The sequence below is a fragment of the Bifidobacterium biavatii DSM 23969 genome (assembly GCF_000741165.1).
In the GTDB taxonomy this organism is placed as follows: domain Bacteria; phylum Actinomycetota; class Actinomycetes; order Actinomycetales; family Bifidobacteriaceae; genus Bifidobacterium; species Bifidobacterium biavatii.
Window position 1 is genome coordinate 243110 of the sequence record NZ_JGYN01000030.1, and the last position, 16149, is coordinate 259258.

General features: G+C 64.1%; 11 protein-coding genes. 2 read left to right on the forward strand and 9 right to left on the reverse strand.

Features of this window, described 5'->3' with window-relative positions:
• Positions 1 to 212: 212 nt before the first annotated feature.
• From BBIA_RS10485 to BBIA_RS10495, 3 genes are all read right to left on the reverse strand, one after another.
• A complete protein-coding gene (locus tag BBIA_RS10485; RefSeq protein WP_033492628.1) occupies positions 213 to 1109 on the reverse strand; it encodes a sugar ABC transporter permease in 897 nt (298 codons plus the stop codon).
• On the reverse strand, positions 1106 to 2512 hold the full coding sequence (locus BBIA_RS10490) for a carbohydrate ABC transporter permease (RefSeq protein WP_033492630.1): 1407 nt from the start codon (positions 2510 to 2512) through the stop codon (positions 1106 to 1108). The genes BBIA_RS10485 and BBIA_RS10490 overlap by 4 nt, the downstream gene beginning before the upstream one ends.
• Positions 2513 to 2892: 380 nt before the next feature.
• A complete protein-coding gene (locus BBIA_RS10495) occupies positions 2893 to 4203 on the reverse strand; it encodes an extracellular solute-binding protein (RefSeq protein ID WP_033492632.1) in 1311 nt (436 codons plus the stop codon).
• A gap of 280 nt (positions 4204 to 4483) precedes the next feature.
• Between BBIA_RS10495 and BBIA_RS10500 the strand changes: the two genes are divergently transcribed.
• On the forward strand, positions 4484 to 6361 hold the full coding sequence (locus BBIA_RS10500) for an alpha-amylase family glycosyl hydrolase (protein WP_051923984.1): 1878 nt from the start codon (positions 4484 to 4486) through the stop codon (positions 6359 to 6361).
• A gap of 558 nt (positions 6362 to 6919) precedes the next feature.
• Positions 6920 to 9274, forward strand: a complete 2355-nt coding sequence (malQ, locus tag BBIA_RS10505; RefSeq protein ID WP_033492634.1) for a 4-alpha-glucanotransferase — start codon at positions 6920 to 6922, stop codon at positions 9272 to 9274.
• A gap of 441 nt (positions 9275 to 9715) precedes the next feature.
• Here the strand turns inward: malQ and BBIA_RS10510 are convergent, their stop codons facing one another.
• The 6 genes from BBIA_RS10510 to BBIA_RS10530 form a co-directional block, all read right to left on the reverse strand.
• Entirely contained in the window at positions 9716 to 10987 is a 1272-nt protein-coding gene (locus tag BBIA_RS10510; RefSeq protein ID WP_033492808.1) for an ABC transporter substrate-binding protein, read from the reverse strand.
• Positions 10988 to 11072: 85 nt separating this feature from the next.
• Positions 11073 to 11480, reverse strand: coding sequence for a hypothetical protein (locus tag BBIA_RS14320; RefSeq protein WP_152600483.1), 408 nt, complete (start codon positions 11478 to 11480; stop codon positions 11073 to 11075).
• A gap of 39 nt (positions 11481 to 11519) precedes the next feature.
• On the reverse strand, positions 11520 to 12353 hold the full coding sequence (locus BBIA_RS10515) for an ABC transporter ATP-binding protein (protein ID WP_033492636.1): 834 nt from the start codon (positions 12351 to 12353) through the stop codon (positions 11520 to 11522).
• Complete coding sequence (locus BBIA_RS10520; RefSeq protein ID WP_238548500.1) at positions 12350 to 13453, reverse strand: ABC transporter ATP-binding protein; 1104 nt, start codon at positions 13451 to 13453, stop codon at positions 12350 to 12352. Before BBIA_RS10520 ends, BBIA_RS10515 begins: the two co-directional genes overlap by 4 nt.
• Positions 13446 to 14429, reverse strand: coding sequence for a branched-chain amino acid ABC transporter permease (locus BBIA_RS10525; RefSeq protein ID WP_033492638.1), 984 nt, complete (start codon positions 14427 to 14429; stop codon positions 13446 to 13448). Before BBIA_RS10525 ends, BBIA_RS10520 begins: the two co-directional genes overlap by 8 nt.
• A 6-nt stretch (positions 14430 to 14435) precedes the next feature.
• Positions 14436 to 15926, reverse strand: coding sequence for an ABC transporter permease subunit (locus BBIA_RS10530; protein ID WP_033492640.1), 1491 nt, complete (start codon positions 15924 to 15926; stop codon positions 14436 to 14438).
• Positions 15927 to 16149 lie beyond the last annotated feature (223 nt).

Here is a 16149-nt window from a genome sequence, read left to right on the forward strand (position 1 = left end):
TTCTCGCGGGGGAGTCCTCACCTGGTTGTGCTGGACTCCTCCCTTGCATGCTCCTATTCATGTTCGGTAGGAAGTACGTGTGTTGTGCGCTGTTTTTGGACGCAGCGAGGGGCAGCCAAGAGGCCACACCTCTTATGCCCTCTTGACTGCCCCTGCCGTGTCCCTAGTGAAATTGGTTTGGCTTGTTGAGCGTTGTGTCGCTCGGTCCTTGACTAGCCCTTAACCGAGCCCGCCATCGACTCCTGGTAGAAGCGCTGCATGACGATGAACAGGATCGCGATCGGGATGGAGACGAGCACGGCGCCGGCCGCGAACTTCGCGAACCAGTTGTTGATGTACTCCTTCTGCAGCATGAGCCACAGGCCGAGCGAGACGGTGTAGTTGGTCTGCGTGCGGCAGATCACCTTCGCCATCACGAAGTCAAGCCACGGGGTCAGGAAGCCGATGATGGCCTGGTAGACGATCATGGGCTTGCAGATCGGGATGATGATCTTGTAGAACACCTGGAAGCGAGTGCATCCGTCGAGCATGGCGGCCTCGTCGAGCGAGGTCGGGATGGTGTCCATGAAGCCCTTCATCACGTAGAAGCCTGCGCCGGAGCCGGCGGAGTAGACGAGGATCAGCGCGATGATCGACGTGTTGCCCTCGGTCAGGCCCATGGCCTTGAGGATGAAGTAGATGGCGGTCACGGCCATGATGCCCGGGAACATGCCGAGGATCAGGACCACGTTCATGAACGTCTTGCGGGTGCGGAAGCGCAGGCGGCTCATGCAGTACGCGACGGAGAGCACGAAGAACATCGAGATGACGCACACGAAGCAGGCGACGACGAGCGTGTTCATGTACATGCGCGGGAAGTTCATGACCGTGCGGTCGGTGAGCAGCTGGATGTAGTTGTTGAGCGTGTACTCCTTCGGGAAGAACGTGCTCTGCGAGGGGGCCGTGTTCTTGTTGAAGCTTTCGGCGAACACCCACACCACCGGGATGATCCAGATGATCGCCATGACGGCGAGGAACAGGTGGGCGAACACGTCGCCCAGGATGCGGCGCTTGTGCGCGTCGTGGAGCAGGCCGTGCGACTGGGCCTTCTGAATGCTGTGATTACTCACCGGAATCCCTCCTCATTCTTGTAGGAACCGGAGCTGCGGTAGGTGATGAGCGACACCACCGCGAGCACGATGAAGGTCATGATGCCGATGACGGCGCCGAGGTTGTAGTCGCCCTTGTCGACGGTCAGCTTGTACAGCCAGGTGATGAGCAGGTCGGTCTTGCCGGCGGACGCGCCGACCGGAACCGGGTCGCCTGCCGTGAGCAGGTAGATGACGTTGAAGTTGTTCACGTTGCCGGTGAACGTGGTGATCAGGTACGGCGTGAGCACGAAGAAGATGTACGGCATGGTGATCTTGACGAAGATCTGCCACCAGTTCGCGCCGTCGATGCGCGCCGCCTCGTACAGATCGGCCGGGATGTTCTGCAGGATGCCGGTGATCTGCATGATCGTGTACGGGATGCCGATCCACAGATTGATGACGATGACGGTGACTCGCGCCCACGTCGCGTCGGTCAGGAACGGCAGCGGTCCGTCGATCAGGCCTGCGGATTCGAGCATGCGGTTGATGATGCCCTGCTGGCGGAGCATGGTGCGCATGACCAGCAGCGAGACGAACTGCGGCACGGCGATCGACATCGAGAACATCGCGCGCCAGAAGCCCTTGAAGCGGGTGGTCTTGCGGTTGATGATCATGGCGAAGAACATGCCGAAGAAGAAGTTCAGGAAGGTGGCGAAGAACGCCCACACGAGCGTCCAGATGAGCACCTGCACGAACAGCTGCGCGTTGACGGTGGCGCCCGCGCCGCCCGCGAACACCTGCTTGAACGTGTCGAAGCCGACCCAGTCGAAGAGCACGACGTGGCTGTGGTCGTAGTTGGTGAACGCCATGGAGATCATGAAGATCAGCGGCAGCACGGTGAAGACGAGAATGCCGAGCGTCGGCAGGAACATGAGCAGTTCGTGGGCCTTGGCGTCCATCAGCGTGTTGATGTCGTCGTGCAGGCTCGGCGCCTTGCCGTTGGCCTTGGCGAGGCATTCGGCCTTGTACGCGCAGCGCAGGGACAGCGTCCACAGGTAGACGAACGCGATGATCGCGACGATCGTGCACACGCCGTACAGCAGGATAATGACCGAGTTGTCGCCGGCGGTGTATTCCCAGTAACCGTCGACGAGCACCTTGCCCTGCTTCTGCGTGCCGAGGCTGGGCAGCTTGCTGAGATAGCCCGCGCCGCTGGTGACCATGAACGCGATGAACGCGATCTCGCCGGCCAGCAGCAGCAGGCCCTTGACGATTTGCTTGCGCGCGAGATTGCCCAAGCCGAACACGACCGCGGACAGCTTGGTCAGCGTATCGCCCTTGGTCAGCGCGGCCTTCACCGAATATGGCGAGGGAGCCACGTAATCGGCGCCCATTGCTTTGCTGCGCCTGATCTCTCGCGGAGAAAGGGTTGTCGTTGTCATGAAACCCTACCGCCTCTCTGAACTTGCTTTCCTATTCCAAAAAACTGAATTGTTGCAATCGTTGTCTTGTCGGGTGCTTCCCTGCACTCCCCGATTGCGATTTCCTGCCTCCGCGTCGTTCCCCGCGCCGGCCTGCATGGGCCTTAAACCGCGCAAAGCCCGGGCGCCGGAGGATTTCCGGCACCCGAACTCTACGGGCAATGAAGGAGGAGAAGGAGAGGTAAGAATGGTGAAACCGCGGTGTTGGTGAGGCTGCCGGGCGGAAGCGCGGTTTCGGAGCAACCGCCCGGCAGTGGCGTACCTTATCGGACCCTCAAGTGGATATGGAATCGATATTCAATTATGAAGTCATGCGGTCTGATCCGCAGTCGGGACCGGACTCACTCGGTCTTCGTCATCGCGGCGAGCAGCTTGGCGAAGTCCTGGGCCTTCTGGGCGGCGTTGGCTTCGGTGGTTTCCTTGTTCACGATGGAAGCGCCGTAGGCCTTGGCCGGATCCCACCAGTCACCCATGGCCGCGATGGACGGCTGCAGGATGGAGGTATTGGCGATGGTGTTGATCTGAGCCTGGGCGGCCGGATCCTTGGCGATGGAGCCGAAGTCGGAACCGTTGCCCTCATAGTCGGCGAGGGAGTTGTCGGACGGCACCACGCCGCGCAGATCCCAGTGGAGCTTCTGAGCGTCGGAGGAGCCGAGGAAGGCGGCGAACTGGGCGGCAACCTTGGAGTTCTTGGCGTTCGGGTTGTAGGCGGCGGCCTTGGAGCCGGCGAAGGAGTCCATCTGGTACTCCTGGCCGTCCACGGTGAACTTCGGCAGCTGCGCGGCGGCGTAGTTGTCGCCCAGGACCTTCTTGACGGCGGCGGCGTTCCACGTGCCGGAGAAGTAGGCGTGGACCTTGCCGTTGGTCAGGTTGTCGAGGCCGGAGGTGTCGTCGTCGTTGATGAAGTTGGCGTTGTTAGCCATCTTGACGAGATACTTAGTGGTGGCGGTCAGCTTATCGACGTCGATGGTGATGCCCTTGGAGGCGTCGGTCGGGTTGGAGTTGTCGCCGAAGAAGGTCAGGTCGGCGGACTTGGTGAACCAGGAGGCCATGTTCCAGCCGTTGGTCATCGGGAAGGAGACGGCGGCCTTGGACAGCATGGTGTCCCAGTTCTTGACGTCGTCCGCGGAGAAGACGGAGGAGTCGTAGTACATGAACCAGGTGTTGGCGGTGTACGGCACACCGTAGAGCTTGCCGTCGGTGCCGGTCACGGAGTCGACGAGGACCTGGGAGTTCTGTTCCTTGACCTGATTGGCCTCGTTCTCGCCCAGCTCGCCGATGGCGCCAGCCTTGACCAGCGCGCCCAGCTGGTCGTTCGCGAACATGTAGACGTCGGCGGCGGCGGCCGGATCGGCGGTCACGGTCTTGGAAGCTTCGGCCTCGGAGACGACGTCGTTCTTCCACGTGATCTTGTAGTCCGGGTGCGCCTTCTCGAACGCGGCCTCAACCTGGGCCAGCCAGGAATCGGAACCGTCCGCGCCCTTGGCCTGGTCTTCCTGCGAGGCCCACACGCTCAGGGTGACATCCTCGGTGCCGCCGGAGGTGGTGGAGGAACCACCCTTGCTGGCGGTGTCGGAACCGCAGGCGGCGAGCGGGAGCAGCATGGCGGCGGCAGCAGTGAGGCCGATAGCCTTCTTCCAATTGATCTTCATCGATCTTCCTTTCCTGTGAAGACGCTTCAGCGCGTTTCGACGCTGATTTCTGTTCTGCACTGCATACGTTGCAGACCCCTTGCGAGATCCGTTCCTGCATACGTTCACACCAGCGTGACCTTCACGTCCAATGATCGCTTATGCATTTCCTTGCAGCGCATCAGTGGTTCTTACTATAGCACCGACCTGCAAACGTTGGCAACTTCCGCTGTTGCAAGTACAATTGCAAACGACTGCCGTACACCGCGGCAAAACGTTCAAAACACAAGGATTCTGAGTCATGGCAGACACGCGACACACCGAAGAAAATCATCCCGACACGCACCCCTCCTGGCTGGCAGACGCCGTATTCTACGAAATCTATCCGCAGAGCTACGCCGACTCCAACAGCGACGGCATCGGCGACATCCAAGGCATCATCGGCAAGCTCGACTACATCGCCGGCCTCGGCTGCAACGCGCTGTGGATCAACCCGTGCTACGACTCGCCGTTCAAGGACGCGGGCTACGACGTGCGCGACTACACGCGCGTCGCCGACCGCTACGGCACCAACGACGACCTGATCGCACTGTTCGCCGCCGCGCACGAACGCGGCATCCGCGTCCTGCTCGACCTCGTCCCCGGTCACACCAGCGAGGAGCACGCCTGGTTCCGCGCCTCCGCCCAGCCCGACCCCGCCGATCGACACCTGCCCGCCGCGCAACGCACAGCCTCGGCCCCCTCGGCTGAGGGGCCGAACCGTACAGAAAACGCCGGAGGCGTTTTTAGGCGAGGACGAGGCGACAGCCGAGTCAACAAAACGGCCGAAGGCTCCGCAATTGCAGGATCTGTCAGCGCAGCTGACTGGGGGAGCGTCACACCTAACAACGCCTCGAATACCGGCTCCCCCAGCTTGTCCGAACGCTACATCTGGACCGACTCGTGGATCGCCGGCGGCGACGGGCTGCCGTTCATCGGCGGCGAAACCGACCGCGACGGCACCTATATCCTGAACTTCTTCAAATGCCAGCCCGCACTCAACTACGGATTCGCGCACCCCCACCAGCCATGGCAGAAGCCGGCGCTCGGCCCGGACGCGCTGGCCACCTGCGACGCGATGGTCGACGTGATGCGCTTCTGGCTCTCCCGCGGCGCCGACGGCTTCCGCGTGGACATGGCCGACAGCCTCGTCAAGCACGACGAGAACGGCAAGCCGTTCACCATCCGCACGTGGCAGTACATGTTCTCCAAGATCCGCACCGAATTCCCGAACGCCGCGTTCGTGGCCGAATGGGGCCGCCCGCACGAGTCGATGCAGGCCGGATTCGACATGGACTTCTACCTCGACTGGCGCTGGGACGGCAATCCGAACGGCTACAACATGCTGCTGCGCAACACCGACACGCCGCTCGCGCACGACGGCGATCTGAGCTACTTCAACGCCGATTCGGGCACATCGATCAAGCCGTTCCTCGACCAGTACCTGCCGCAGCTGGCCGACGCACACCGGGCCGGCGGCTACTTCGACCTCATCACATGCAACCACGACACGCTGCGCACCGCCCAGCGCCTGACCGAACGCGAGCGCACGATCGCGTACGCGACGCTCATGACCATGCCCGGCTGCCCGTTCCTGTATTACGGCGACGAAATCGGCATGCGGTACCGTCCGCTGCCCACCAAGGAGGGCGGCTACACGCGCACCGGCAGCCGCACGCCGATGCAGTGGGACGCCGCACTGCCGAACCTCGGCTTCTCCGACGCGCCGGCCGAAGCGCTGTATCTGCCGGTCGACCCGGCCGACGATGCGCCTACGGTCGCCGCAGCCGAGGCCGATCCGGATTCGCTGCTGTCGACGATCCGTACGCTGCTCGCACTGCGTCACGCGACGCCCGCGCTGCACGCCGACGCCGATTTCGACGTGCTGGCCGGGCGCGACGGCGGACGCGCGTTCGCATATCGGCGCACAGCCGCGGCCTCGGTCGGCGGCACGGTGACTGGCGACGATTCGATGACCGGCGATTCGGTGATCGTGGCGATGAACCCGGGCCGCGAAACAACCACGCTCGGCCTGCCCGCCGACGCGGCCGGCCGCGATCTTGCGTTCGCCGTCGGTGCCCCGTCACTGGACGGCGCCGCGCTCACGCTTCCGGCGCAGTCGTTCGTGATCCTCCGTTGACGTGTGGGCATAATCGGTACATTATGCATGCAGAATTGTGGGCATAGGCGGTATATCTAGCTGATCGTGGGCATGGACGGTCCATTACGAGGGCTTTTCGGCCCCGTATATGTACCGTCTATGCCCACACCCATATGTCGCCCATGGTCGGGGGAGATCGATGACGGTCGGCAGGCTGATTTCGGCAGCGACATATGTCGCCCATGGTCGGAGGGGGATCTATTCCGGCCACGTGTCGACCAGATCGGGCACGTTCATCGGCAGTTCCACTCGGCAATCGGCTCAGCGGTTCCACTCGGCAATCCCACTCGGCAGTCGGCTCAGCGGTTCCACTCGGCAATCCCACTCGGCAGTCGGCTCGGCGGTTCCACTCGGCAGACGGTTCGGCAGTCGCCCGAAGAAACACCGGGATTGCAAACGATGTCAAGACATTGTATGCTGGGCGAAGCAACGTTTTTCGCCAAGTTGGAGCCTCTTATCGCATAGACCGGCCCAACTTGGCGGCATACGATCGCAACGACGCGCCAGCACCACACCGCAGACATCGAAGGAGAGTCCATGACCGACGCCACGCCCGCAACCGCCACAGACGCAACCGCTACCCCCGCCGCAGCAACCGCAACGGCCAAACCAGCCCAAACCACCGAATCGGCCGAACGACTCGCCCGTCCGCTCATCCGCCTCGCCAAAGCCGGCGGCGTGGCCACGTCGTACATCGACCAGGTCGGCACGTACGTCGAAATCGACGACGACGTGCTCGTCAACGTGCTCGCCGCACTCGGCATCGACGCAGGCAGCGACGCGGCAATCATGCAATCGCTCGCACGGCTCGAACGCGAACGCGACGAACGGCTCCTGCCCAGCCACACGATCGTCGTCACCGCCGGCAAGGAGACGTCCGTCACGCTGCACTGCACCGAATCGGAGCAGCCGACGGCGACCATCACGCTGGAAGACGGCACGGAATGCCGCAGCGACCTCGGCGACATACTGCCGAGCGTGAGCAGCACCGACCAGTTCCTCATCCTGCCCGACGACCTGCCGATCGGCTACCACACGCTGCGCGTCGACACCGGCGAACGGCAGGACGAGGCGACGCTGCTGGTCGCGCCGGAGCGCATCCCGCTGCCCGCCGCCATCGAGGAGCACCCGCGCTGGGGCTGGATGACGCAGCTGTATGCCGAACGTTCGCACGATTCGTGGGGCGTGGGCGACTACGGCGACCTGCGCCGGCTCGCGGCCGACGCGGGCGCCAAATCCGGCGCCGACTTCATGCTCATCAACCCGATCCACGCGACCGCGCCGGTACCGCCGCTCGAACCGTCGCCGTACCTGCCCGAATCACGCCGATTCCTCAACGTCACGTACATCCGCCCGCAGGACATTCCCGAATACGCAACGTTGTCAGCCGACGACCGGACCGCGATCGGCGCGCTGCACGCGACCGTCGCCGCCGCGAACGACAGCGCCGAGCCGCTTGACCTCAACGCAAGCTGGGACGCGAAGCGGCGCGCGCTGCGCATTATCTTCGACCAGCCGCGCTCGGCCGAACGCGAGGCCGCGTTCCAGTCGTTCGTGGCCGCCGCAGGCCCGGATTTGGACGCATTCGCGACGTGGTGCCTCGCGTTCGAGGTGTGGGGCGCGCCGTGGGAGGCGGATTCGTGGTTCAAACGGTACAACCGCGAGTCGCCGGAGGTTGCCGCCCTGGTGCGCGACCACCACGACCTGTTCGAGTTCAACCGTTGGCTGCAATGGATTGCAGACGAGCAGGTGACCGCCGCGCAGACCGCCGCCAAGGACTCCGGCATGGCGCTCGGCCTCATGCTCGACATGGCCGTGGGCGTGCACATGCTCGGCGCGGACGCATGGTGGAATCCGGAACGCTTCGCGGTCGGCTCGGTCACGGTCGGCTGCCCGCCGGACTTCTACAACCAGCAGGGCCAGGACTGGGGGCAGCCGCCATTCAACCCGCGGTATCTGGCCGACACCGGCTACCGCGTGTACCGCGAAATGGTGCACGCCATCTTCGAGCACGCCGGCGCGGTGCGCATCGACCACGTGCTCGGCCTGTTCCGCCTGTGGTGGATCCCGCAGGGACGCGGCGCGAAGGGCGGCGCATACGTCGCGTACGACCACGAGGCGATGCTGGCCGTGCTCGCCATCGAGGCGACGCGCGCGAACGGCGTGGTCGTGGGCGAAGACCTCGGCACCGTGCCCGACTACGTGCGCAAGGTGCTCGCCGACCACGGCGTGCTCGGCACCGACGTCGAATGGTTCTCGCGCGTCGACGATTCGGCCACCGCGGGCGACCCGTACGCGCCGCCCAGCACGTACCGCCGCCAGGCGCTCGCGTCGGTCACCACGCACGACCTGCCGCCGACCGCCGGTTATCTCGAATTCGAGCACGTCAAGATCCGCGAGGAACTGGGACTGCTCGCGTCGTCGGCCGACGAATTCCGCGCATCGGCCGAAGCCGAACGCCGCGCGATGCTCGAGCTGCTGGTGAGCGGCGGATGGCTGCGTGTGCCCGTTGCGGACGCGGCCGGCACGGTCGACGCAACCGCCGCAGGGACCGCATCCGACGCTGCGGGCACAGTCGATGCAACCAGCACAACCGCATCCGGCACGTATCTGTCCGCCGCCGACATCGCCGCCGACGTGCCGGCGTACGAGCAGCAGATCGTCGAGGCGATGCACCGCATGCTCACGGACACGCCGAGCGTGCTGCGGCAGGCGACGCTCATGGACGGCGTCGGCCAGCATCGCGCGGTCAACCAGCCGGGCACATCGGACCAGTATCCGAACTGGCGCATCCCGCTCACCGACGCGGCCGGGCACGTCATGCACACCGACGAGATCTTCGACAACCCCCGCGTGCGCTCCCTCGCCGCCGTCATGAACGGCAAGGCGTAGACACCGGCGTTCCGAAAGCGGTTGTGGGCATAGACGGTACATTTATCCATCGGTCACGGGGCTTCGGTTCTCAGACAATTCGACTGTGGGCATAGACGGTACACGCGGGCGCGCCAATCGTGGGCATGGACCGTACATTTACGCAACTGTGGGCATGGACGGTACATTGAGAGCCGATTTTCGCTCGGGAATGTACCGTTCATGCCCACAGTCGTGATGAGAGGGTCCGTCTATGCCCACGAATGTTGTCGGCCGATGACCGTAGCCGATCCGCAACCGATCCTTGCGGTCTTCCGAATACTAGACCGGTCGGGCAAATCAACCACCCGGTCAGTCTGACCGACCACCCGGCCAACCGACCACCCGATCAGTCTGACCGACCACCCGGCCAACCGACCACCCGATCAGTCTGACCGACCACCCGACCAGTCACTCAACCGATCACTTGGTCGGGACCGCGCCTTCCTGCGCGTGGTCGAACACCGGCTTGTTGTCCTTGTCGAACTTGTACACGCCGATCGCCGCGGTGGACGGGTCGTGGTCGTCGTTGAACGGGCCGATGCCGGCCTGTCCCTTGTACTTGATGTCCTTGCCGTCCTTGAGCAGCGCCAGGCAGTCCGCGTACGACGAGCATTCCTCGCCGCCGTTCACGCCGGAGACGGCAGGCAGGTTCTTCGCCACGGTCGCCCCGTCGGTCGCACCACCCTTCTGCGCGGCGAGCGCGGCCAGCACGGTCGCGTCGTACGTTTCGGCCGCGTACGTGAAGTCCACGACCTTCGGATCGATCGCCTTAACCTTGCTCTGGAATTCCTCGGTCGGGTGCGCGCCCGGGATCGTGCCGGTCGAACCTTCGAGCAGGCCCGCGTCGAAGTCGGCGGAATGGTCGACCGTGTTGCCGTCGGTCATGTACAGCTTGTGCGTGTCGATGCCGGCGCTCTTGAGTGCCTTGACGAGCGACTTGGTCTGGTCGAACGCGATGACGAGCACGGCGTCCGGCTTGGCGGCCTTGATCGCGGTCGCGATCGACGAGAAGTTCGTTTCGGTCGGGTCGAACGTGTCCTTCGCGCCGTAGACGACGTTCAGACCGGCGTCCTCAACGGTTTTGACGACCACGTCACGCAGCGACGTGCCGTACTCGTCGTTGAACACGGCGATCGCGAGATTCTGCACGCCATCCTGCGCGATGATCTGGCCGAGCACGGCCCCCTGCACGGTGTCCGGCGGGATCGTGCGGAAGAACAGGTCGTCCATGCCGCTGAATGCGGTGGACGTGGCGCCGTTCGAGATCATCGGCACGCCGGCCGCGACGACCTGCTTGTACGAGTTCTTGACGACGGAGCTGGACGGCGGGCCGATCACGACGGACGGGTTCTTCGACAGCACGGATTGCGCGGCGGACGAGTTCTGGTCGGCGTGGTCCGCGTCGGACGTGTCGGCCGTGACGGTTTCGATATCCTTGCCGAGCACGCCGCCGGCCGCGTTGATGTCCTTAGCTGCGAGCTTGAGCGAGGCGACGTTGGACGGGCCGATGTACGCCCACGAGCCGGTCTGCGGGAACAGGCCGGCGGCGGTGAACGTGCCGGACGATGCGGATACCGACGTTGATCCGGATGTGCCGGACGAGCTGCCGTCCTTGGCGGTCGCGCTCGTCGAGCCGCAGCCGGACAGTGCGAGCACGCCGGCCGCGATCGCCGCGGTGACGATCGTGGCCATGTTCCTGCGTCCGGTGCCACGGATGCCGCGGCTGCCGTGGCTGGGACCTCGGCCGGCGTCGCCGCCGACGATGCTGCTCATGCGGTCACTGCCGTTGTTGCTGATGGTGCTGTTCATACGAATCACCTGTTCCTCTCTCTTGTTTCCCCGTGCGGATGTCCGTGGCGGTACGGTTCAGCCGGATCAGTTGGATCGGCTGGGTTGATTGGTCAGGTCGGTCCGGTTCCGGCGACCCCGTTGATGCGGGATTGCGGCGATTCCGGCGGACGTCCGGTTCGGGCGGTGATGCGGGATGCGAGACGTTTGCTTCGATCTCGTCGATCGTTGTCTGTTCTCGAATCTTGGGATTGACTGTACGGGCCAGTTGATTCGGTTTCTGTCCTCTTGTGTAACCGGCCGGTGACGCCCGAAAACCGTTGGAAACATGCGGTTTTGCGCACTTCGCCGCACTGCGGATCCACTCATTTCCACGAGCGTTTTCTGCGATGCTCATCGTCTGGGAGCCGCAGCGCCACGAATTCCGTTCGATCGTTTATTTACCTTCTTCTTGGACTTCCTCTTCGAGGTTGCCCAAATAAAGGGAGATGACCTTGGGGTCGCCCAGCAGGTCTCGCCCGCGGCCGGAGTAGGCGTTGCGGCCCTGGTCGAGGACGTAGCCGCGGTCGCAGATCTGCAGGCAGCGGCGGGCGTTCTGTTCGACGATGATCACGGAGACGCCGGCTTTGTTGACCTGGCGCACGCGGATGAATGTTTCGTCCTGCAGCATCGGCGAGAGGCCGGCGCTCGGCTCGTCGAGTAGGAGCACGGACGGCTGCATCATGAGCGCGCGGGCCATGGCGACCATCTGCCGTTCGCCGCCGGAGAGCGAGCCGGCGAGCTGGTTGCGGCGGGCGCCGAGCTTGGGAAAGATCGAGCACACGTAGTCGAAGCGTTCGTCGAATTTGCTGGGCGCCTGATATGCGCCCATGTGCATGTTTTCGGCGATGGTGAGCGACGGGAACACGTTTTCGGTTTGCGGCACGAATCCGACGCCGAGCGAGACGAGCTTGTCGGCGCGCAGGTTGGTGATGTCGCGCCCGTCGAGCGTGAGCTTGCCGGAGTGGATGTGCACGAGGCCGAACAGCGATTTGAGCAGCGTTGATTTGCCGGCGCCGTTCGGGCCGATGATGCCGACGATTTCGCCCTTGTGCAGGGTGAGGGACGCTCCGTTGAGGATGTTGACGCCGGGCAGATAGCCGGCGACGAGGTCGACGGCGTCGAGCAGCGGTTCGCCGGCCGGCTCGCCGACGTGGATTTCCGAACGCGGGCGCGTGTCTGCCGCCGGTGCGGTGGCGGATGAACCCGCCGCGATTGCAGTGTCAGTCATTCGAGTCCCTCCAATACCGAGTCGTCGCCAAGGTCGATGTTCGCGTGCGCGCCGAGGTACGCGTCGATCACGGCGGGATCGTTCATCACGCTTTTCGGCTGGCCTTCGGCGACGATGCGCCCTTCGGCCATCACGGTCACCCAGTCGGCGATGTGCCGGACCATGTTGATGTCGTGTTCGACGAACAGCACGGTGGTGCCCTCCTCGCGCAGCGCCATGATGTGGTCGAGTAGCGACTGTTTGAGCGCAGGGTTGACGCCTGCCATCGGCTCGTCGAGCATGACCAGCTGCGGGTCGGACATGAGCGCGCGGGCCATTTCGAGCAGCTTGCGCTGTCCGCCGGAGAGCGCGCCGGCGAAGTCGTCCTTCTTTTTGATGAGCAGGAACCGTTCGAGCAGCGCCTCGGCCTTCTCCCGGTTCGCAGCCTCCTGCTTCCGCCACAGTCCGGGCACGAGCGCGCGGAACATGCCTTCGCCGAGCTGCACGGGCGCGCCGAGCAGCATGTTGTCGAGCACGGTGAGTCGGCTCATCACTTTGGTGAGCTGGAACGTGCGGACCATGCCCATGCGCGCCACCCGTTCGGGGCGCACGTGTTCGAGGTCGTGCCCGTCGAAGGTCCACGAGCCGGTGTTGGGGGTGTCGAAGCCGGTCATGAGGTTGAAGAACGTGGTTTTGCCGGCGCCGTTCGGACCGATGAGCGCAGTGATGCCGTGCCGTTCGATTTCGAAGTGGTCGACGTTCACGGCGGTCATGCCGCCGAATTTGCGCGTCACCTTGTCGGCCACGAGAATCGGGTCGGGCTTGTGCACGCCGGGCTCGTTCTTGACGAACCGCAGGTCCTCGCTCACCTTGTCGCCGTAGGCGGTGGAGATGAGCTTCTCGCCTTCGGGCGCTTTGGTGGCCCATTTGGCGAGGTCGTGGAACGGCTTGCCGGGGCGGTCGTCGCCGGAGGGCAGGTTGGTCGGCGTCACGCCGGCCACGGTTTCCTTCGCGTCCGCAACGTCCGCGTCACGCGCCCCGTCACGCGCCCCGTCACGCTCCGTGTCACGCACGCCGCCGCGCGCGGCGGCGTCATCATTCGTACGCATTGTCCTACGCATTGAACGCCAGCTCCTTCCTGTCTCCCAGCAGTCCCTGTGGTCTGAATATCACTAGACACATGAGCGCGACGCCCACGATCACCCAGCCGAGCGCCTCCACCTGATTCGACGAGATCAGCGTTTCCGGGATCGTGCCACGCATCGTCTCCTTGACGAACGTGAGCAGCACCCACAACAGGCACGAGCCGAGGATCGGGCCGAAGATCGTGGCCGCGCCGCCCAGCAGCAGGATCGTCCACGTGTAGAACGTGACCGTGCGGCCGAGCGAATCCGGCTGCACGGAGCGCGGCAGCACGAAGATGATGCCCGCGAACGCGCCAAAGATGCCGCCCAGGATCAGCGATTCCATCTTGTATTTGGTCACGTTCTTGCCGAGCGATCGGATCGCGTTCTCGTCTTCGCGGATGCCCTTGAGCACACGCCCCCACGGCGAGTGGAACCAGCGCCACACGAGCAGCGTGGCGACGATCACGAGCGCCCATGCGACGATGCGCAGCCACCACGAGTTTGCGATGTTGTTGCTGTACGTCCACAGCAGGAACGTGGTCGAGCCGTCCGGCAGCGGCGAGAGATTCTCGAACTGCGTGGTGAAGTCCTGCGGCGAGATGCCGGCCGAGCCGCCGGTCAGGTTCGTCATGGACGTGGAGCGGCCGATGATGCGAATGATTTCAGCCGCTGCCAACGTAACCATCGACAGATAGTCCGGGCCGAGCTTGAGCGTGGGGATGCCGAGCAGCAGCGCGTAGATGACGGCGAGCGCGACAGCCGCGCAGATGGAGGCGAACAGGTTCGCGCCCATCGACTGCGTGACGGCGAAACCGTATGCACCGAGCAGCATGAATCCGGCCTGGCCCATGTTCATGAGTCCGGTCATACCGAAGTGGATGTTGAGGCCGATGGCGGCGAGCACGTATGCGGCGGTGGTCGGCGCGATGAGTTCGCCGGCCGCGTTCGAGATAATCGTAAGGATGTCCATGATGTTTCAGCCCACTCTCTGCGCTTTGCCGAAAATGCCCTGCGGTCGGACGAGCAGGACGATGATAAGGATTGCGAGCGCGCTGGCGTAGCGCATGTCGTTGGGGATGATGAGCGAGCTCATGTCCGCGACGATGCCGATGACGAGCGATCCGACGAGCGCGCCGTTCGCGGTGCCAAGGCCGCCGAGCGTGACGGCTGCGAACATGAGCAGCAGCAGGGTCGCGCCGGTGTTCCACGAGATGCCGTTGAGGTAGATGCCGAGCAGCACGCCTGACAACGCTGCCATCGCGCAGGAGAGGATCCAGACGATTCGCACAACCTGTTCGACGTTGATGCCGGACGCCGCGGCGAGCGCCGCGTTGTCGGAGACGGCTCGCGTGGCGCGTCCGAGGCGCGTCTTGTACAGGAACAGTGTGATGCCGATGATCACGACGATCGCAAGTCCGGCGGAGATGAGCGTGGGTGCGTCGGTGGTGATCGGTCCGAGCGCGAAGCTGTCGGGCACGGATTTGGTGATGCCTTTGATGTCGCCGCCGAAGAAGAACTGGAACAGGTATTGCAGGGCCATTGACAGGCCGATCGTGACGATCATCTGCTGCATGGGGCCGACGTGCTTGCGTCGCAGGGGCGCCCACACGAGTTCGTTTTGGATCCAGCCGGTGAGCGCGCCGACCGCGACGGCGAACACGGCAGATATGACGAGCGGCCAGTGCAGCAGCTGCGTGCCCACGTAGGCCATGAGGCCGCCGAGCGTGACCTGCTCGCCGTGCGAGAACGAGCTGAGCCGCGTGGTGCCGTACACGAGGTTCATGCCGACGGACATGAGACCGAGCATGAGGCCGAAGATCACGCCGGAGTAGAGCTGTTGCCAGAATCGCGCGCCGATGTTCGCGAGCGTGGCGCTCAGTTTGTCGGTCGCGTCGGCGGTATCGTGCGCGGATGACGAGCCGCGTTCACCGGACGAACCGTTCGTACCGGCCGTACCGCCGTCATCGCCGGACGACGATCCGTCCGATGTGCCGGACGATCCGTTCGAAGAGTCGGACGAGCCGCCCGCCGATCCTGCGCTCTGGTCGAATCGTACGACGCCGCGCTGCTTGTCGAAACTGTTCTTGACGATCTCCACGTCGGCCGTGTTCGTGCCGAGGCCGTGCTTTTTGGCGACGGATTCGTCGATTGTGACCGTGTAGGTGCCGTCGGCGGTGACGCTGAACGCCCATTTGCCGTTCGCGTCGGTCTGCGTGGTCGCCGACTCGGCGCCGGACAGCGTGACGGTCACGCCGGCGATCGGTTTCTTGGACGCGTCCTGCAGAATGCCGTTGACGCAGCCGTTCTGGGCCGTCGGATTGCAGGTGGCGACCGATTCGGCCGCGATAGCGGGCGTGGGTTGGCTGATGGTCAGCGTCATCAGTATTGCGATGAGAGCGGCGGCCAGTGCGGTCAGCGGAGGCAATACCGAACGATGACGCCGACACCGGATGGTTGCGGCTGTCATATCTCGTCCTTCTCTTAGATTGCCTTCAACCTAAACAGAAAAACGCGTCCAACGGTTGCACTCAGGTTTCCCGCCCGTTACCGCATCCGGGCCCGTATTACCCCCGCGTAAAACCCTGCGAATTCACGCGCGAAACCCCCATTCCACGCGCAATATCGCAGTGCGTTGAATACATGCGGGCGCGACGGCGCGATGAAACCGGCATTGCGCTCACGCGCAATAC